This is a genomic window from Nocardioides cavernae (assembly GCF_016907475.1).
GTDB classification, from domain to species: domain Bacteria; phylum Actinomycetota; class Actinomycetes; order Propionibacteriales; family Nocardioidaceae; genus Nocardioides; species Nocardioides cavernae.
Window position 1 is genome coordinate 3,022,841 of the sequence record NZ_JAFBCA010000001.1, and the last position, 17,771, is coordinate 3,040,611.

At 72.7% G+C, this 17,771-nt stretch carries 15 protein-coding genes and 1 riboswitch; of the genes, 9 read left to right on the forward strand and 6 right to left on the reverse strand.

Going from position 1 to position 17,771, the window contains the following annotated elements:
• The first annotated feature begins 1 nt into the window (after position 1).
• From ftsR to JOD65_RS14220, 5 genes are all read left to right on the forward strand, one after another.
• Positions 2-742, forward strand: a complete 741-nt coding sequence (ftsR, locus tag JOD65_RS14200; protein ID WP_191195586.1) for a transcriptional regulator FtsR — start codon at positions 2-4, stop codon at positions 740-742.
• A gap of 232 nt (positions 743-974) precedes the next feature.
• Positions 975-1,442 carry a bifunctional nuclease family protein gene (locus JOD65_RS14205; RefSeq protein ID WP_191195587.1) on the forward strand — a complete coding sequence of 156 codons (468 nt, stop codon included), beginning with the start codon at positions 975-977 and terminating at the stop codon, positions 1,440-1,442.
• 243 nt (positions 1,443-1,685) lie between these two features.
• Positions 1,686-2,252, forward strand: coding sequence for a MerR family transcriptional regulator (locus JOD65_RS14210; protein WP_191196200.1), 567 nt, complete (start codon positions 1,686-1,688; stop codon positions 2,250-2,252).
• Between the two features lie 97 nt (positions 2,253-2,349).
• Positions 2,350-2,457: riboswitch (glycine riboswitch) on the forward strand.
• A 64-nt stretch (positions 2,458-2,521) separates the two neighbouring features.
• Positions 2,522-5,389 carry an aminomethyl-transferring glycine dehydrogenase gene (gcvP, locus tag JOD65_RS14215; protein WP_372440112.1) on the forward strand — a complete coding sequence of 956 codons (2,868 nt, stop codon included), beginning with the start codon at positions 2,522-2,524 and terminating at the stop codon, positions 5,387-5,389.
• A 28-nt stretch (positions 5,390-5,417) separates the two neighbouring features.
• Positions 5,418-6,704 carry a serine hydrolase domain-containing protein gene (locus JOD65_RS14220; protein ID WP_191195588.1) on the forward strand — a complete coding sequence of 429 codons (1,287 nt, stop codon included), beginning with the start codon at positions 5,418-5,420 and terminating at the stop codon, positions 6,702-6,704.
• Between the two features lie 12 nt (positions 6,705-6,716).
• On the opposite strand, the gene JOD65_RS14225 is transcribed toward JOD65_RS14220, so the two are convergent.
• Both JOD65_RS14225 and JOD65_RS14230 read right to left on the reverse strand, forming a co-directional pair.
• Positions 6,717-8,114, reverse strand: a complete 1,398-nt coding sequence (locus JOD65_RS14225; protein WP_191195589.1) for a metallopeptidase TldD-related protein — start codon at positions 8,112-8,114, stop codon at positions 6,717-6,719.
• Positions 8,114-9,634, reverse strand: coding sequence for a TldD/PmbA family protein (locus tag JOD65_RS14230; RefSeq protein WP_191195590.1), 1,521 nt, complete (start codon positions 9,632-9,634; stop codon positions 8,114-8,116). The genes JOD65_RS14225 and JOD65_RS14230 overlap by 1 nt, the downstream gene beginning before the upstream one ends.
• 135 nt (positions 9,635-9,769) lie before the next feature.
• Between JOD65_RS14230 and JOD65_RS14235 the strand changes: the two genes are divergently transcribed.
• Both JOD65_RS14235 and JOD65_RS14240 read left to right on the forward strand, forming a co-directional pair.
• Complete coding sequence (locus JOD65_RS14235) at positions 9,770-10,465, forward strand: hypothetical protein (RefSeq protein ID WP_191195591.1); 696 nt, start codon at positions 9,770-9,772, stop codon at positions 10,463-10,465.
• Between the two features lie 81 nt (positions 10,466-10,546).
• Positions 10,547-10,726: a hypothetical protein gene (locus JOD65_RS14240; protein ID WP_191195592.1), complete on the forward strand. Its 180-nt coding sequence runs from the start codon at positions 10,547-10,549 to the stop codon at positions 10,724-10,726.
• A gap of 25 nt (positions 10,727-10,751) precedes the next feature.
• Here the strand turns inward: JOD65_RS14240 and JOD65_RS14245 are convergent, their stop codons facing one another.
• The 3 genes from JOD65_RS14245 to JOD65_RS14255 all read right to left on the reverse strand — a co-directional run bounded on the left by JOD65_RS14245 (position 10,752) and on the right by JOD65_RS14255 (position 15,818).
• Positions 10,752-13,736: an AAA family ATPase gene (locus JOD65_RS14245; protein ID WP_191195593.1), complete on the reverse strand. Its 2,985-nt coding sequence runs from the start codon at positions 13,734-13,736 to the stop codon at positions 10,752-10,754.
• Positions 13,733-14,929, reverse strand: coding sequence for an exonuclease SbcCD subunit D (locus JOD65_RS24070; protein ID WP_191195594.1), 1,197 nt, complete (start codon positions 14,927-14,929; stop codon positions 13,733-13,735). The genes JOD65_RS14245 and JOD65_RS24070 overlap by 4 nt, the downstream gene beginning before the upstream one ends.
• Positions 14,930-14,993: 64 nt before the next feature.
• On the reverse strand, positions 14,994-15,818 hold the full coding sequence (locus tag JOD65_RS14255) for a formate dehydrogenase accessory sulfurtransferase FdhD (RefSeq protein ID WP_191195595.1): 825 nt from the start codon (positions 15,816-15,818) through the stop codon (positions 14,994-14,996).
• A gap of 173 nt (positions 15,819-15,991) precedes the next feature.
• On the opposite strand from JOD65_RS14255, the gene JOD65_RS14260 reads away from it, so the two are divergent.
• A complete protein-coding gene (locus JOD65_RS14260) occupies positions 15,992-16,135 on the forward strand; it encodes a hypothetical protein (RefSeq protein ID WP_191195596.1) in 144 nt (47 codons plus the stop codon).
• Between the two features lie 82 nt (positions 16,136-16,217).
• Positions 16,218-16,646, forward strand: coding sequence for an OsmC family protein (locus JOD65_RS14265; protein ID WP_191195597.1), 429 nt, complete (start codon positions 16,218-16,220; stop codon positions 16,644-16,646).
• A 383-nt stretch (positions 16,647-17,029) separates the two neighbouring features.
• On the opposite strand, the gene JOD65_RS14270 is transcribed toward JOD65_RS14265, so the two are convergent.
• Positions 17,030-17,761 carry a peptidylprolyl isomerase gene (locus tag JOD65_RS14270; RefSeq protein ID WP_191195598.1) on the reverse strand — a complete coding sequence of 244 codons (732 nt, stop codon included), beginning with the start codon at positions 17,759-17,761 and terminating at the stop codon, positions 17,030-17,032.
• Positions 17,762-17,771 lie beyond the last annotated feature (10 nt).

Genomic DNA, 17,771 nt, shown 5'->3' on the forward strand with positions numbered 1-17,771 from the left:
CGTGAGTGCCTCGACAGCCGCGGGCTCGAGTCGCGGCGCCCGCTACAACATCGGGCAGGTGCTCGACCAGCTGCGAGCGGACTTCCCCGGGGTCACCATCCCCAAGATCCGCTTCCTCGAGGACCAGGGCCTCGTCAAGCCCGAGCGCACCGCGGCCGGCTACCGCAAGTTCTCCGTCGACGACGTCTCGCGCCTGCGCTACATCCTGACGATGCAGCGTGACCACTACCTGCCGCTGAAGGTGATCGGCGACCACCTCGACGCGATCGACCGCGGGCTGGAGCCGCCCGCGATCGACTCCGTCGTGCCCACGGTGCCCAAGGTGGCGCTCAGCGCGGACGGGCTGCCCAGCCCCGAGTCGTTCCGGCGCACCAGCGACCTGCGCCTCTCGCGCCGCGAGCTGCTCAAGGTCGCCGAGATCACCGAGGAGCTGCTGGTCGAGCTCGAGCAGTTCGGCCTGCTCAGCGCGCGCAGCGGCACCGGCCACTTCGACAGCGACGCGCTCGTCGTCGCCCAGACCGCCCGCGAGCTCGCCGACTTCGGCTTCGAGCCCCGGCACCTGCGCGCGTTCAAGACGGCCGCCGACCGGGAGGTCGGCCTCGTCCAGCAGGTCGTCGCACCCCTCGCGCGGGGCCGCGACGCCGCCGCCCGGGGGCGCGCCGAGGACGCCACGTCCGAGATCGCGGCGCTGTCGGTGCGCTTGCACGCGACCCTCGTGAAGGTCGGTCTGGACCGCGGCTGACCTGCCGACCCGCCGCCGTCGGGCGGGCGTCGCACGCTGGGGGCGGTGGCTGAGCCACATTCCGCGGCCGGGAAAGGTGGCTGACGCACCGCTGGTGCGAGTGTCGTACGCCGGCGTGCCCGCGGGCGGTGTCTGGGCCACATTCGGCAACCCAAGAACGTGGCTGGCGCACCGCTCGACGATGGGCCGGGACCCGGTCCAGTCGATCAGGGCACATGAGTAGGGTGGACGCATGCGCGAAATGGACGTCGTCGGAGTCCGCGTCGAGATGCCTTCCAACCAGCCGATCGTGCTGTTGCGAGAGGTGACGGGGGAGCGCTACCTGCCGATCTGGATCGGCGCGGTCGAGGCGACCGCGATCGCCTTCGCCCAGCAGGGCGTGACGCCGCCGCGACCGCTCACGCACGACCTGATGCGCGACGTGCTCGAGGCCACGGGGCAGCGCCTCGACGAGGTCCGCATCGTCGACATGAGGGACGGCGTGTTCTTCGCACAGCTGGTCTTCGACGGCGGGGCCGAGGTCGGTGCCCGCCCCTCGGACTCCATCGCGCTGGCGCTGCGCACCGGCTCACGGATCGTGTGCGCCGAGGCGGTGCTGGACGAGGCCGGCCTGGCGGTGCCGGCCGAGCAGGAGGACGAGGTCGAGCGGTTCCGCGAGTTCCTCGACCACGTCTCACCCGACGACTTCGAGTCGCACTGACCGTTGCCCAGACCCTCACCCTCATGTTGAGGTTGAGGGTTGCGACACGCCGCCGCGTGGATGGACAACCCGGAGGATCGGGCCTACTTTGAACTGTCTCTGTTGTAACTCCACCGTTGTGGTTGTCGGGTCCTCCGGCACCGGGCGGGCCCTTCCCCCAGGAGTTACTGCTCAGCGGAGGAACTGACCTGGAGGGTCACTGTGGCTAGCAACGAGAACGAGAAGGGCGCCGACGCCGCGCGCATGAAGGCCGAGGCCGAGGCCACCGACCTCGCCGAGGAGCAGGGACTGCTCTTCGCCGACGACGTCTCGCCGCTCCCGAGCGACACCGGTTACCGCGGCCCGACCGCGTGCAACGCCGCCGGCATCACCTACCGCCAGCTCGACTACTGGGCCCGCACCGGCCTGGTGGAGCCGAGCGTCCGTGGAGCCGCCGGCTCCGGGTCGCAGCGGCTCTACTCCTTCCGCGACATCCTGATCCTCAAGGTCGTCAAGCGCCTGCTCGACGCCGGCATCTCGCTGCAGCAGATCCGCACCGCGACCGCCCACCTGCGCGAGCGCGGCACCGACGACCTGACCCGCGTGACGCTGATGAGCGACGGCGCCTCGGTCTACGAGTGCACCAGCAACGACGAGGTCATCGACCTGCTCCAGGGCGGGCAGGGCGTCTTCGGCATCGCCATCGGCGGTGTGTGGCGCGAGATCGAGGGCACCCTCGCGGAGCTGCCGTCCGAGCGCACCGCCGAGCAGGCCTCGCCGTCGGCCGGTGACGAGCTCGCCGCCCGCCGCGCTGCTCGGCAGACCGGCTGACCCCGGCCCCCGACCCTCCCGTTCACCCACGAGGCCGCCCGTTGCACCGGGCGGCTTCGGGCATTTCTGCCCTCCCCGGTTAGACTCGGTGGCGCCGACATCCCATGCGGGAGAGTCGCGGCGCGCGGTCCCCGGACCGGACGTCGCGCGCCGAAGGGGCAATTCCTCCCCGGAACCTCTCAGGCACCCGGACCGCGCTGGGTTGGCACTCTGGAGGTCACCGGACCGACAGAGGGGGAGGTCCAGCGACGCGACCTCAGGGAGCCTGCGTGCCCGACCTCACCCCGACCTCCGCCCCCAGCACCGTCGAAGGGCTGGGCGAGTTCGTCGCCCGGCACATCGGACCGGACGACGCCGCCGTCGCCCACATGCTCGAGGCGATCGGACACGAGTCGCTCGAGTCGCTCATGACGGCGGCAGTGCCCGACGGCATCCGCTCAGCCGCGGCGCTCGACCTCCCGGATCCCCTCGACGAGGAGGCGACGGCCCGCGCGCTGCGCACCCTCGCCTCGCAGAACCGCCCGGCGGAGGCCATGATCGGGCTGGGCTACCACGCCACCATCACGCCACCGGTGATCCGGCGCAACGTGCTCGAGGACCCCTCCTGGTACACCGCCTACACGCCCTACCAGCCGGAGATCTCCCAAGGCCGCCTCGAGGCGCTGCTCAACTTCCAGACCGTCGTGGCCGACCTGACGGGCCTGCCCACCGCCAACGCCTCGCTGCTCGACGAGGGCACCGCTGCCGCGGAGGCGATGACGCTCGTACGCCGGGCGCAGCGCAACGTGTCCGGCCCGTTCGTCGTCGACGCCGACGCGCTCCCGCAGACCATCGAGGTGGTCCGGACCCGTGCCGAGGGCATGGGCATCCAGGTCATCGTCGCCGACCTCGACGAGAGCCTGCCCGAGGGAGACCTGTGCGGGGTGCTGGTCCAGTACCCCGGTGCCTCCGGCGCCGTCCGTGACCCGCGGCCCGTCATCGAGGCCGCGCACGAGCGCGGCGCGCTCGCCGTCGTGGCGGCCGACATCCTCTCCCTGGCCGTCCTCGAGGCGCCCGGCACCTTCGGCGCCGACGTCGTGGTCGGCTCGTCCCAGCGCTTCGGCGTACCCCTCTTCTACGGCGGTCCGCACGCCGGCTTCATGTCGGTGTCGGCCGGTCTCGAGCGGCACCTGCCCGGCCGCCTGGTGGGTGTGTCCGTCGACGCGGAGGGTCGCCCGGCCTACCGGCTCGCCCTCCAGACCCGCGAGCAGCACATCCGCCGCGACAAGGCCACGTCCAACATCTGCACCGCGCAGGTGCTCCTCGCCGTCGTCGCGTCGATGTACGCCGTCTACCACGGTCCCGAGGGCCTGCGCCGGATCGCGCAGCGCACCCACGACCACGCCAGCCGCATCGCCGAGGCGCTGCGGGCCGGGGGAGTGGAGGTCGTCAACGACACCTGGTTCGACACGCTGACCGTGGCCGTTCCCGGCCGCGCCGGCGACGTCATCGCGGCGGCCCGCCAGGTCGGCCTGCACCTCCGGGCGATCGACGCAGACCACGTCGGCCTGTCGACGTCCGAGCGCACCAGCCCGTCGACCGTCTCGGCGGTGCTGCGCGCCTTCGGCGTCGCGCCCGGCGGCGAGGCTGCGTCCACCGGCCTGCCCGAGGACCTGCGCCGCACCACCGACTACCTCACCCACGAGGTCTTCAACTCCCACCACAGCGAGACGCAGATGCTGCGCTACCTGCACCGGCTCTCGTCCCGCGACTACGCCCTCGACCGCGGCATGATCCCGCTCGGGTCCTGCACGATGAAGCTCAACGCGACCACCGAGATGGAGCCCATCAGCCTGCCCGGCTTCGCTGACCTCCACCCCTTCGCGCCCGCCCAGGACGCCACCGGCTACCGCGAGCTTGTCGACGACGTCGAGCGGTGGCTGGCCGAGGTCACCGGCTACGACCGGGTCTCGGTGCAGCCCAACGCCGGCTCGCAGGGTGAGCTTGCCGGCCTGCTGGCGATCCGCGGCTACCACTGGGCCAACGGCGACACCGGGCGCAACGTGTGCCTGATCCCGTCCTCGGCCCACGGCACCAACGCCGCGTCGGCCGTCATGGCCGGGATGAAGGTCGTCGTGGTGAAGGCCTCCGACGACGGGTCCGTCGACCTCGACGACCTGCTCGCGAAGTGCGACCAGCACGCCGAGACGCTCGCCGCGATCATGGTGACCTACCCCTCCACCCACGGGGCCTACGAGGACACCATCACCGACCTCTGCAAGATCGTCCACGACCACGGTGGCCAGGTCTACGTCGACGGGGCGAACCTCAACGCGCTGCTCGGCTGGGCGCGTCCCGGTGAGTTCGGCGGGGACGTGTCCCACCTCAACCTGCACAAGACGTTCTGCATCCCGCACGGCGGCGGTGGCCCCGGCGTCGGCCCGGTCGCCGTACGAGCCCACCTGGCGCCGTACCTGCCCTCGCACGCCTGGCACCCGGAGACCGGGAAGCGCGACGGCATCGGCCCCATCAGCGCTGCGCCCTACGGCTCCGCCGGGATCCTGCCGATCACGTGGGCCTACATCAGGATGATGGGCGCGCAGGGGCTGACCCGCGCGACGGCCGTCGCGGTCCTGTCGGCCAACTACATCGCCCACCGCCTCGAGGAGCACTTCCCGGTGCTCTACCGCGGGCACGGCAACCTGGTGGCCCACGAGTGCATCCTCGACCTGCGGGGCATCACCAAGGCCAGCGGCGTGAGCGTCGACGACGTCGCCAAGCGGCTCGTCGACCACGGCTTCCACGCGCCCACGATGTCGTTCCCGGTGGCCGGCACGCTGATGGTGGAGCCCACCGAGTCCGAGGACCTCGCGGAGATCGACCGGTTCTGCGACGCGATGATCGAGATCCGCCAGGAGATCGCCCGCGTCGAGGCGGGGGAGTGGAGCCCGGAGGACTCGCCGCTGCGCCACGCGCCGCACACCGCACGCGCGCTCGTCGGCGAGTGGGACCGCCCCTACTCGCGCGAGCTCGGCGTGTTCCCGCGCGGCATCGACCCCGACAAGTACTGGCCGCCGGTGGCTCGGATCGACCAGGCCTACGGTGACCGCAACCTGGTGTGCGCGTGCCCCCCGCCGGAGGCGTTCGCGCAGGACTGAGCGGGCGCGCTGCTCTAGGGTCGCTTTCGTGAGTCTCCAGCGGCAGCGACTGCTCGACGTCGCCCAGGCCGAGGGGCGGCTGACGTCCGTCGTCGGTGCGGTCTTCGATCGCTACGGCGCGGTGTGGGCGGGCGGGGCCGGGCAGGCGCCCGGCCTCGACGGCCAGTACCGGATCGGTTCGATCACCAAGTCGATGACGGCCGTCCTGGTCGTCCAGGCCCGGGACGCGGGGCTGCTCGACCTCGATGACCCGCTCGCGGCGCACCTGGGCGACGTCGGCTACGGCGACGTGACGGTCCGCGACGCGCTCGCGCACTCGTCGGGGATCCAGAGCGAGCCCCGCGGCCCGTGGTGGGAGCGAACGCGGGGAGGCGACTTCACGGCCCTCGCCCTGGCCAACGACGGCAGCGGCCGGGTGGCACCGGCGGGCGCCTGGTTCCACTACTCCAACCTCGGCTACGGCCTCCTCGGTGAGGTCGTCGCCCGACGGTTCGGGACGTCCTGGCGGGCCCTGGTGTCCGAGCGCCTCCTCCAGCCCCTCGGCATGCGGGCGACGTCGTACCTGCCGCGTCCCGGCGCCCAGCCGGGCTGGAGCGTCGACCACTTCACCGGTGTCCGGGTCCACGAACCCCTCACCGACACCGGGGCGATGGCCCCGGCCGGGCAGCTGTGGTCCACCCTCGCCGACCTCGTCACGTGGGGCCAGGTGCTCGGCGGCGCCCGCCCCGACGTGCTGGCGACGTCATCACTGGAAGAGATGAAGCGACCTGTGACCGCCGACTACGGGCTCGGGCTGATGCTGGGCATCCACCCCGGCGGACGGCTCGTGGGCCACAACGGCTCGATGCCCGGCTTCCTGGCCGCCCTCCACGTGGACCCCGACAGCGGCATCGGGGCGGCGGTGCTCGCCAACGCGACCACGGGTATCGACCCGCGCGACCTGGCCGTGTCGCTCATCGAGGGTGATCCCGACGCCGAGGACACCCGGCCGGCGCCGTGGCGCCCGACCGTCGCGGTCCCCTCGGAGGCGCAGGGTGTGCCGGGGCTGTGGTTCTGGGGGAACACCGCCTACGACGTGCGCTGGCACAACGACGGCATCGAGACGCGGGCAATGGCGCGCGGCAACGTCGTGACCGACCGCTTCGAGCTCGTGCAGGGGACGCTGGTGGGCGTCCTGGGCTACCACCGCGGCGAGCGGCTCGACGTCGTACGCCGTCCGGACGGGTCGGTCCACCACCTCGAGTGCGCGACGTTCGTCTACACCCGTACGCCCTACGACCCCGAGGTCGAGATCCCGGGCGGCCACCCGCGCTGACGGCGTCGTGCCTCACACGCCTTGCGACACGCTCGACATGTTGAAGTCGGGGATCCGCAAGGCGGGCGTGGCGGTGCGGGAGAAGTAGTCGTCGCCCCACTCGCGGCTGAAGCTCGGCACCGTCGCGGTGGCGGCGCTGAACCGGTTGAGCAGGTCGATGGGGCTCTCGTTCCAGCGGAAGTTGTTGGCCGCGCCGACGATCTCCCCGTCCTCGACGACGTAGACGCCGTCGCGGGTCAGGCCGGTGAGCAGCATCGTCTGCGGGTCGACCTCGCGGATGTACCACAGGCAGGTCAGCAGCAGGCCGCGCTGCGTGTCGGCGATCATGTCCTCGATCGTGCCGGCGCCGTCGCCCACCTCGAGGACGAGGTTGTCGATCATCGGGGTGACCGGCTGGCCGGTCATCCCGGCGGAGTGGCGGGTCTGGAGCAGCCCGGTCAGCAGGCCGTCGCGGATCCAGTCGGTGCGCTCGAGCGCCAGGCCGTTGTCGAAGACGGAGTCCGTGTTGTCGGACGCGCCGGCGATGGCGAACGGGGCGCACTCCAGTCCCGGGTGGGCCGGGTCGGAGAACAGGCTGACGCCGGGGGCGGCGACCTTGTCACCGATCCGGGTGCCGCCGCCACGGCGGCTGTAGACCGACTCGCCCTCGTGCGCCACGCGCGCGCCGGCGCCCCAGTAGGCGTCGATCATCAGGTCGGCGACCGACGACGGCGGCAGGATGGTGTCGTAGCGCCCGGCGGGCAGGTCGATGCGTCGCTCGGCCCAGGCCAGGCGCTGGGCGACGGTCGCGGCCATCGTCGCGGCGTCGACGTCGCGGAAGTCGCGGGTCGCGCCGCCGGTCCAGGCGCTCCGGGTGAGCGAGGTGTCCTTGCCCGTGCAGGCGTAGTGCCCGGTCGGCTGCACGTGCCGCAGCCTGAGGCCGCGGCTCGACCCGAGGTAGGTGGTGGCGACGTCGTGGTTGACGAAGCCGTAGAGCAGGCGGTCCTCCGCGGTGGCCTGGGCGAATGCCTCCCCGAGGGCCGGAGCGAAGGCGTCGTAGACGCCGATGTCGGTCGTCTCCGGCTCCGTGTCCCAGTCGGGGGAGGTGGAATCGGTGACCAGCTCGGCCGCGTCCTCGGCGGGCGATCCGGCTCGAGCGGCCGCGTCGGCGGCCTGCACGAGTGCGGTGACCTGCACGGGCGTGGAGGCACTGCCGGACACCGAGCCCGTCGCGACACCGCCCTGCACGGCGGCGAAGCTGATCACGGTCACCGACACCTCGGTCATCACGCCGTTGGTGGTCAGCGTGTTGTTGGCCCAGCGCAGGTTGGCGCTGGTGACGTCGCGGACGATCGTGATGCAGTCGTCGGCGGTCGAGGACGCGAGCGCGTGCTCGACCAATTGCTGGGGGGTGCTGCGCAGGGAGGTCATCAGTGGCCCGCCTCGTCGATGGTGTTGAGGATGTTGACCCCGCGGAAGAGAGCGGTGGGGCACCCGTGGCTGACGGCTGCGATCTGCCCGGGCTGGGCCTTGCCGCAGTTGAAGGCGCCACCGAGGACCCAGGTGTCGGGTCCGCCGACCGCCTCCATGGAGCCCCAGAAGTCGGTCGTCGTGGCCTGGTAGGCCACGTCGCGCAGCATCCCGGCGAGCCGGCCGTCCTCGATCGCGTAGAACCGCTGGCCGGTGAACTGGAAGTTGAAGCGCTGCATGTCGATCGACCACGACTTGTCGCCGACGACGTAGATGCCCCGCTCCACGCGGGAGATCAGGTCGTCCGTGCCGACCTCGTCGGCGCCGGGCATCAGCGACACGTTGGCCATCCGCTGGATCGGGATGTGGCCGGAGGAGTCGGCGAACGCGCAGCCGTTGGACCGGCCGTCGTTCAGCTCCGGCTTGAGGTGGCCCATCGAGCGGTCGAGCTGGTAGCCCACCAGCACGCCGTCGCGGACGATGTCCCACTCCTGGGTCAGGACGCCCTCGTCGTCGTAGCCGACCGTTGCCAGGCCGTGCTCCTGCGTGCGGTCACCCCGCACGTTCATCACCGGGGAGCCATACTGGAGGGTGCCGAGCTTGTCGTAGGTCGCGAAGGACGTGCCGGCGTAGTTGGCCTCGTAGCCCAGCGCCCGGTCGAGCTCGGTGGCGTGGCCGATCGACTCGTGGATGGTGAGCCACAGGTTGGACGGGTGCACCACGAGGTCGTAGGTGCCGGCCTCGACGGTGGGCGCCTTCAGCTTCTCGGCGAGCAGCTCGGGCACCTCCGCGAGCTCGGCGTCCCAGTCCCAGTGGGCCCCGGTGAGGTACTCCCACCCGCGACCGACCGGGGGCGCGATGGAGGCCATCGAGTCGAAGATCCCGGTCTCCGCGTCCTCGCCCGTGGCCTCGAAGCCGGGCTGCAGCCGCACTCGCTGCTGGGTGGTCCGGGTGCCGCTGAGGTCGGCGTAGTACTTGTTCTCCTGCACCTGCTGCAGGAAGGCGGTCGCGTGGGCGACGGCCGCACCGGTGCGCAGGCGCTCGGTCCAGTCGACCAGCAGCGCGCCCTTCTCCGGAGTGGGTACGTCGAGCGGGTTGATGTCGTAGCCGGAGACCCACGTGACGTCGTCGTGCACCGGCTCGGGCGCCAGCTCGACGGGCGTCGTGGTCATGGTTGCGGCGACCTGCGCGACCGCCACGGCCGTCTCGGCGACGCGCCGGGCCTCGTCGTCGGTCAGGACGACGCCGGAGGCGAAGCCCCAGGCGCCCTGGTGGACGACGCGGACGGCGAAGCCGAGGTCCTCGGCGTCGCTCGCGGTCTGGAGCACGCCGTCGCGGGCGCCGAGGTACTGGTAGCGGTTGCGCTCGAACCGGAAGTCCGCATGGCTGGCGCCGAGCTCCTGGGCGCGGGCGAGGGCGACCTCGCCGAGCCGGCGGTGCGGCAGGTCGTTGAAGGTCGGGTCGAGCCCGGGCGCACTCATGGCGACGAACCTATCGGAGGGTGTGCGCGGTGCCCCGCCACCACCGGCCGCGTCGCCGCGTGCCGAGCCGGCAGACACCTCGGGCGTGTGCCTCGTTCTGCGCCGCGCCCCGATCGGTTCTCCTACAGTGACCGGATGCAACGGTGGTTCCACTGGCGGGCCGGCGGCGACAGGTCGGTGCTCGACTGGAGACAGCCGATGCTCCCGCCGCTTCCCCCCGGAGAGGCCCAACGGGTCCAGGGATGGGAGGTCTACGGCGCCGCTGCGAAGCACCCTCCGCAGACCGCGCCCGGCTTTCGGGCCGCGCAGCGGCTGGGCCTGCTGCCGCCACCTGCCCCGGTGACCCCGCCGCAACCGCTACCCGGCCCGTCCGCCCACGCGTTGCTGCTCACCGGGATCGGCCTGTTCTTCGGCACCATCCTGCTGCTGGTCGCGCTCCCGGACGACGCCCCAGGAGTGATGGTCGCGTCCCTCGTGATCGGCGGTGGTGGCGGCGCGTTGTGGACGCTGCTCCGCCTCGAGGCCCGCGAGCGTGAGGAGCTCGAGCGGGGTTACACCTCACGCCCCGCGTACGCCGGACTGTGGCGCCTGGGTCGGAACGGTGTCGTCCGCCGCGAGCCCGACCGCGACGTTCCTCCGCCCGGCTTCTACCCGTCGCCGTACCAACCCGGGCTGCTCCAGTGCTGGGACGGCCCAGGTTGGCATCCGTTCGCCCGGAGGTGGCGCCGCCGGCCGCACCAGTGGCTCCGGTGGCCCGAGGTTCCCTACCTCGACGGCGTGCCGAACCGACCGGAGGGCGGCAAATCGTGGGCTGGCGCCTCGCCGGAGTGATCATCGGGCCGACGGGCACTCGCGATGGCAGAATTCGGTCTCTCGACACACCGGGCATCCGATGCCAGTCAGCCTGACGCCTTGCGGCGCACCGCGGCCGAAGCGGCGAGCAAGATGACCTACCTCGTCGTCGTGCTCGTCGTCGTGCTCGTCGTCGTGCTCATCGGCCTGGTCATCGAGAACGCCCTTCGCGGCCCCGTGAAGGCAACCAGGAGCGGCGGCCATGCCGACGGCGGGGGAGACGGCGGCGACGGCGGGTAGCGGTCGCGATCACCGACGACGAGCGCTAGGCGAGGACGAGGCTCGTGCGGCTGCCGTGGCGGCCGCGGTGGACCCGCAGCTGCGTGGGGATGCGCGTCTGCAGCTCGGGCACGTGGCTGACCACGCCGACCACCCGGCCCCCGTCACGGAGGGTGTCGAGCGTGTCCATCACGTCCTCGAGGGTCTCGGCGTCGAGCGAGCCGAATCCCTCGTCGACGAACAGGGTGTCGAGGTCGGCGCCGCCCGCCTCCTGGGTGATGACGTCGGCAAGGCCGAGCGCCAGTGCGAGGGAAACCACGAACGTCTCGCCGCCCGAGAGCGTGGCCGGGTCGCGGCTGTCGCCGGTCCAGTCGTCGCGGACGAGCAGGCTGAGGCCGCCCCGGGTCTCCCCGGCGCCGCGCTGCCCCGTGTGGACGAGGGAGTAGCGCCGGTCGCTCATCGTGGAGAGCCGCAGGTTGGCGGCATCGACGACCTGGCCGAGACGGTGGGCCAGGACGTAGGCCGACAGGCGCATCTGGTGGCGGTTGTCGGGGTGCTTGCCCTCGACGAGGGCGGCGAGGTCAGCAACCAGGTCGAGGTCGGCGCGCACCGGGGCCCACACCGCGAGCGCGGTGCGGACGTCGCCGGTCAGGGCGCGGAGGCGGCCCACGCGCTCGCGCAGGACCAGGTCGCGGTGCCGCGTGGTCGCAGCCTCCTCCTGGGCGCGGCGGTGGGCCTCGGCGAGCAGCTCGAGGTCGGGCGGCTCCGCTGCAGCAGCCACCGCGAGGTCGGTGTCGGCGAGCAGCTCACCGGTGCGGGCGAGCTCGCGCTCGTGCCGCTCGACCGCCGCGAGGAGCGCGGTGAGCTCGGCCTCGGGGAGCCAGGCGGCGGCAGCCGCACCCGACGACGGGAAGCCCGCCCCGGACGCTGCACCGTCGGCGGCCCGCTGGGTGCCGGCCGCGGACTCGCGAGCGCGCGAAAGGTCGGCTGCGGTGTCGGTGCAGCGGCGGGCCACGTCCGCGACCTGCTGGTGGTGCGCGGTCAGGTCGTCGAGGTCGGCCCCGTCGGGCAGGACCGCGCGGACCTGCTCACGCAGTGCCTCGAGGCGCGCGGCGAGGACGGCGGCCTCGGTGTCGAGCCGGGAGGCGGTCGCGGTGAGCTGCTCGCGCTGGCGGACGACGTCGTCCTGCTCGCCGAGCAGCGCGTCGAACCGGGCGGCCAGCGGGTCGACGGTGGCCGCGGCGGCCCGGGCACCGTCGAGGCGGGCCAGCGTGTCGTCCTCGGCGGCGAGGAGCGTGTCCAGCGCCTCGCCGGACTCGGCGAGGGCAGCAGCCAGCCGGGTCTCGAGACCACGGACCTGCTGGGAGTGCGCCTCGACGACGACCTCGAGGTCGTCGACCTCGCGGCGGGCCTTGCGCTCGGTGGCCTCGTCCGGTGCGCCGGACGCAGGAGACGCGGGGGAGGGGTGGTCGGCCGAGCCGCACACCGGGCAGCAGGCGCCGACGGCCAGCTTGCGCGCGATCTCGGCAGCCATGCCGTCGAGGCGCTGCTCGCGGATCTCCACGAGCGCCTCGCGCGCGAGCAGCCGTGTCTGCGTCGCCGCCGCGAGGTCGCGCTGGGCTGAGGCGAGGTCGGTCGCGAGGTCGTCGGCCGAGCGGGCGGCGAGCACCCGCGCCCGGAGGGCCACGAGCTCGTCGTCGAGCGTGGCGACGTGGGTCACCGCGTCGCGGGCCGAGGCGAGCCGGGGCTCGAGCTCGGCCAGGGACTGCGGCACCTGCGCCGCCCGGGCGGAGAGCCGGTCGAGCTCGGCCGCAAGCCCCTCCCGGCTCCGCTCGGAGTGGTGGAGGGCCGACTCGACCTCGGTGACCTGGCGGAGCAGCGGGCGCACGCGGGCGAGGTCGTCGAGCACACGCGTGGCAGTGCGGTGGTGCTCGGCGACCTGCGCGTCGTCTGGTGTCGTCACTCCGAGCAGCCGCCCCAACGACGCGACTGACGCGGCATGGCGCTCTTGGAGGTCGTCGGAGGTGGCTCGCGACGCGAGCGCGAGGTCGTGGAGGGCGCGTACGCCGGCGGCGCGCTGGGCCCGGTCGACGAGCTGCACGCGATCGGCGTGCGCCGCTGCCGCCGCCTCCAGTGCGTCGCGGTCACGGCGTGCCGCGGCGTGGGTGGCCTGAAGCGCAGCGAGCTCGGTGCCTGCGGCTCGGGCAGCGGCAGCCGTCGTCTCGGCCGCAGCTGCCGCCTGCGCGCTGGTCGACTGGTCGGCCGATGCGGTCGATGCGGCGTCGGTCAGCCCGGTCACCCAGGCGTCGAGGCAGGAGGGGTCGGCCGGCCAGTCGTCGGGCGCACCGTCGTCGCCGACCTCGCTGACCCGGCTGACCAGGTCGGCGACCGTGTCGCGGTGCGTGTCGGAGGCGCGCCTCAGCCCGACGCGACGCTCGCGCAGCCAGCGCTCGGTGCGGTCGAAGCGCTCCGTCTGGAAGACCTGCTGGAGAAGGGCATGACGCTCCTCGGACCGCGCCCGCAGGAAGGCCTGGAACCTTCCCTGCGGGAGCATGGCGACCTGGCAGAACTGGGGGAGCGTCATGCCGACGAGACGGGTCACGAGGTGTCCGGTCTCGTCGAGGCGGGTGCTGAGCGGGTGCCAGAGGTGCTGGCCGTCGGCGGCGGGGCGTCGCTCGGAGATCACGACCCGGGCCTGCTCGGTGGTGGTGCCCGTGCCGCGCTTCTTCGGCCTGGTCCAGGCGGGCGAGCGGTCGATGCGGAACCGTCGGCCGGACAGGGTCGCCTCGAGCACCACCCGTGGAGCGACGTCGTCGGCCGCGTGGTCGGACCGCAGCCGCTTGGCGACGGCGCGGTCACCGGGGACGTCGCCGTAGAGCGCGAAGCAGACCGCGTCGAGGACGCTGGACTTGCCGGCACCCGTCGGCCCGCTGAGCAGGAAGAGGCCGGCGTCGGAGAGGGCGTCGAAGTCGATCGAGACGGGATCGGCGAAGGGGCCGAAGCCGACGACCTGGAGCTGGTGCAGCCTCACGAGGCACCACCTGCCGTGCGAGGGGCGGAGGCGAGGGGCGCGCCGATGAGCACGTCCTGGTCGGGGTCGTGGCAGCAGGCGTCGATGGCCTCGCGGAGCAGCGCGGCCTCGCCGGACGTGGCGTCCGAGCCACGCACGTGGCGGACGAAGTCGAGCGAGATGGCGTGGTCGCTCGTGCCGGGCGCGGGCCGCGGAGGGGTGCGGGCGTCGACCGTCGGGGTCGGGAACTGCAGGACCAGCGTGTGGGGGAAGCGTCGGCGCAGCAGCTCCATGGCGCGCAGCGGCCGGCGGGCATCGGTCAGGGTGACCTGCACCCAGTCGTCCTCGTGGGTGGTGAGCGACGGGTCGGCGAGCAGCTGGTCGAGCGTGCCGGAGAGCCGGGCCAGCCGACGCGGGACCGGTGCGTCGACCCAGGTCGCCGACGCGAACCCGGTGGCGTCGAGGTCGACCAGCCACGAACCCTTGGCCTGGTCGGCCTCGGAGAAGGAGTAGGCCAGCGGGGAGCCGGAGTAGCGCAGCCGCTCGTCGAGCACGTGGGGGCCGTGGAGGTGGCCGAGGGCGGTGTAGTCGATGTCGTCGAACAGGCTGGTCGCGACCCGGGACACGCCGCCGACACTGATGTCGCGCTCGGACTCCGAGGGTGTCGCGCCGGCGACGAAGGCGTGCGCCAGGACCACGCTGCGAGTGGAGTCGTGGCGCGCGGCGAGGTCGGTCCGGACCCGCGTCATCGCCTCGGACAGCGCAGCCTCGTGGCTGCGGCGGCCGAGCGCCCACGGCTCGAGCAGCGCCGAGGGGTCGAGGTAGGGGATCGCGTGGATCGCCACGTCCCCGTGCTGGTCGGCCAGCACGACGGGGGTGCCGACCGAGGACGCGTCGGTGCGGACGAAGACGCCTGCTGCGTCCATCAGGCGCGAGCCGAACCCGAGCCGCCGCGCGCTGTCGTGGTTGCCGCTGCTCACCACGACGCGCGCACGGGAGGCGGCCAGCCGGGCGAACGCCTCGTCGGCCAGGGCGACCGCGTCGACGTGGGGGAGGGCACGGTCGTAGACGTCTCCCGAGACGACGACCACGTCGACGTCCTCCTCGGCGACGACCTCGAGGAGGTGGTCGACGAACGCACCCTGGTGGCCCAGCAGGTCCTCCCGGTGGAAGGACCTCCCCAGGTGCCAGTCGGAGGTGTGGAGGATGCGCACGGGACGACCGTAGATCGCGGCACCGACAGGGCCGTCCCACCACGCCGCGCCGGGTCAGGTGAGGTCAGTAGCGCACCGTGCGCCCTGCGGACGTGAAGCCCCACAGGTCGATGTCGCCCTCGGCGGCCAGGTGGGCGGCCAGGCTGGTCGGTGCGCCGACCGCCACGATCGACCCGATGCCGGCGGCCGCGGCCTTCTGGACGAGCTCGAAGCCGACCCGCCCGCTGAGCACCAGGCACGCCGAGGCAGCCGGGTCGCCGGCGAGCACCCGCGCCCCGACGACCTTGTCGACGGCGTTGTGACGCCCGACGTCCTCGCGCACCACGAAGAGCGTGCCGAGCTCGTCGGCCAGCCCCGCCGCATGGACGCCGCCCGTCCGGGCGAAGAGGGTCTGGCGCTCCCGCAGCGCCTCCGGCAGTCGTCGTACGACGGACGCGTCGGGGCGCAGTCCTGCCCAGGGTCGCGTCGTCCTGGTCGCGAGCGCCTCGACCACGCTGTCCTTGCCGCACACGCCGCAGGCGGACGAGCCCGAGGAGGCGCTCTCGTGCCGGTGGGGGAGCGCCGTCGCGCCGTCGACGTCCACCGTCACGACGTTGAACTCCTGCTCGGGAGCGAGGTCGTCGTCGGTGCAGTAGGCGACCTGGCTGATCGACGACGGCGACGCGAGCCCCTCGTTGACGAGCCAACCGGCGGCGAGCTCGAAGTCGTGCCCGGGCGTGCGCATGGTGACCCACGCGCGGCGGGGCTCCAGGCCCAAGGAGCGCACCCGGATCTCGAGCGGCTCCTCGGTGATGAGCCGGTCCTCGCGGGCCACCTCCGAGGCGTCGGTGTGCTCGACGACACGCGTCCGGACGGATGGTCCGGGGCGTCGCGCTCGCTGGGTCGTCACCCCACGACACTAGCCCGGGGACGCGTCTTGCTGGTGGCCGAGATCACCCCTTCGAGGATGCCGGACGGAAAGCTACTGGTCCGTAGGATGTAAGAGCCGCAACGGAGCGGTTAGTTCTTACATCACTTGCTCATCACGTGAGGGCCGGACGCCCTCGAGAGGACAGATCTTTCATGACCACGCAGCTGCACCTGGCTCTCAGCCTCGTCGATTCACGAGCGCGCTCCACCGAGGACCGCGCGCTCCTGCGGAACGTGGAGATCGCCCTCCGTGAGGAGCGCCGAGCCCGACGCGCCGCGCGACGCGTCACCCGCTGACCCCCCTGCGAGGTCGTCCGCGGAGACCCCACCGTCGGGGACACGACACCCTGCCTGAGCTCGCTCTGGCAGGGTGTTCGTCATGACGGACGACAACCTGCGCAGCGTCGAGCTCACCCGCATCGGCCCGGCCAGGTTCAAGGCGACCAACGCCCGTGGCGGCGAGACCTTCTTCGGCACCGGGGGAGAGGACCCCGACTTCACCCCCATCGAGCTGCTGCTCGCCGCGATCGCCGGGTGCAGCGCCCTCGACGTCGAGGCCATCACGCACAAGCGCACCTCCAGCACGACGTTCGACGTGCATGCCGAGGGACACAAGGTGCGCGACGCGGAGGGCAACCACCTGACCGGCATCAGGGTGTCGTTCGACATCGCGTTCCCGGAGGGACCGGACGGCGATGCCGCGCGCGACCGCGTGCAGGCGGCGATCGACCTGTCTCACGACCGGCTCTGCACGGTCTCGCGGACCGTCCAGCTCGGTGCGGACGTGGAGTACGACCCGGTGTCGTGACGGGTCATGCCTGACTGCGTCCCCGGGCGACGGTTCATCGTCGCCGCACGTGTGCGGGAAGTTGCCCTCGAACGGCAGGGCTGGGGGCCACATCCGCCGCACGTGTGCGGGAGGTTGCCCCTGAACGGCCGGTCCGAGGGCTACAACCGCCGCACGTGCGGGCGTAAGACGCTGCTCCCGCAGAATGCCCGCAGCCGGGCCCAGTAGGGCCACAACCGCCGCACGTGTGCGGGAGGTTGCCCCTGAACGGCTGGTCCAGGGGCCACATCCGCCGCACGTGCGCGAGAGGCTGCCCTCGAACAGCCAGCCCAGGGGCCACCACCGCCGCACGTGTGCGGGATGTTGCCCCTGGACCTCACACCGGCCCGGGGCGAGGAGCAGGGTCAGCCGACGGTGACCTTCTCGATGGTGACGTCCTTGTTCGGGGCACCGCCGCCGGCCGGGTGCGCGCCGTCGTTGCCCTCGGCCGCGATCGCGTCGATGGTCTCGAGGCCGGCCTCGTCGATGGTGCCGAAGACGGTGTAGTTCGGGGGGAACTGCGAGTCGCGGAAGACGAGGAAGAACTGCGACCCGTTGGTGTCGGGGCCGGCGTTGGCCATGGCGAGCGTGCCGGCCGGGTAGGTCTCGTCGCCGCTCAGCTCGTCGGCGAAGGAGTAGCCGGCCCCGCCGGAACCGGTGCCCGTCGGGTCGCCGCACTGCAGGATGCCGAAGCCCTCCTGGTCACCGATGCGCGGGCACGGGGTGTCGTCGTAGAACCCCTGGTCGGCGAGCGAGACGAACGAGTTGACCGTGCACGGCGCGGTGGCCGCGTCGAGGTTGAGCCCGATGTCGCCGAAGTTCGTCGTGATCGTCGCGGTCACGGTGCCCTCGGAGGGGGCCTCGGCGTCCGGTGCGTCGACGTCGCGCGCCGGCTCCTGGCCGTCCTCGGGATAGTCGCAGGTGGTCGTGGCGCCGGAGGCCTCCGGCGACTCCTCCGTCGACGCCTCGGGCGACTCGCTCGTGGTCTCGGACGCCGCCGGGTCGGACGCGGAGTCCTTCCCGTCTGCTTCGTTGCCGCACGCGGACAGGGCGAGGACGGACAGGCAGGCGGCCACGGTGGCGAGTCGCTTCAGCATGCGGGTGATG

Bases quoted from the DNA above. Each gene is read 5' to 3' on its own strand.
- JOD65_RS14270 (WP_191195598.1), bottom strand. From the start codon at position 17,761: ATGCTGAAGCGACTCGCCACCGTGGCCGCCTGCCTGTCCGTCCTCGCC.
- JOD65_RS14265 (WP_191195597.1), top strand. From the start codon at position 16,218: ATGACGGACGACAACCTGCGCAGCGTCGAGCTCACCCGCATCGGCCCG.
- JOD65_RS14235 (WP_191195591.1), top strand. From the start codon at position 9,770: ATGCAACGGTGGTTCCACTGGCGGGCCGGCGGCGACAGGTCGGTGCTC.
- JOD65_RS14230 (WP_191195590.1), bottom strand. From the start codon at position 9,634: ATGAGTGCGCCCGGGCTCGACCCGACCTTCAACGACCTGCCGCACCGC.
- JOD65_RS14205 (WP_191195587.1), top strand. From the start codon at position 975: ATGCGCGAAATGGACGTCGTCGGAGTCCGCGTCGAGATGCCTTCCAAC.
- JOD65_RS14225 (WP_191195589.1), bottom strand. From the start codon at position 8,114: ATGACCTCCCTGCGCAGCACCCCCCAGCAATTGGTCGAGCACGCGCTC.
- JOD65_RS14210 (WP_191196200.1), top strand. From the start codon at position 1,686: ATGAAGGCCGAGGCCGAGGCCACCGACCTCGCCGAGGAGCAGGGACTG.
- JOD65_RS14260 (WP_191195596.1), top strand. From the start codon at position 15,992: ATGACCACGCAGCTGCACCTGGCTCTCAGCCTCGTCGATTCACGAGCG.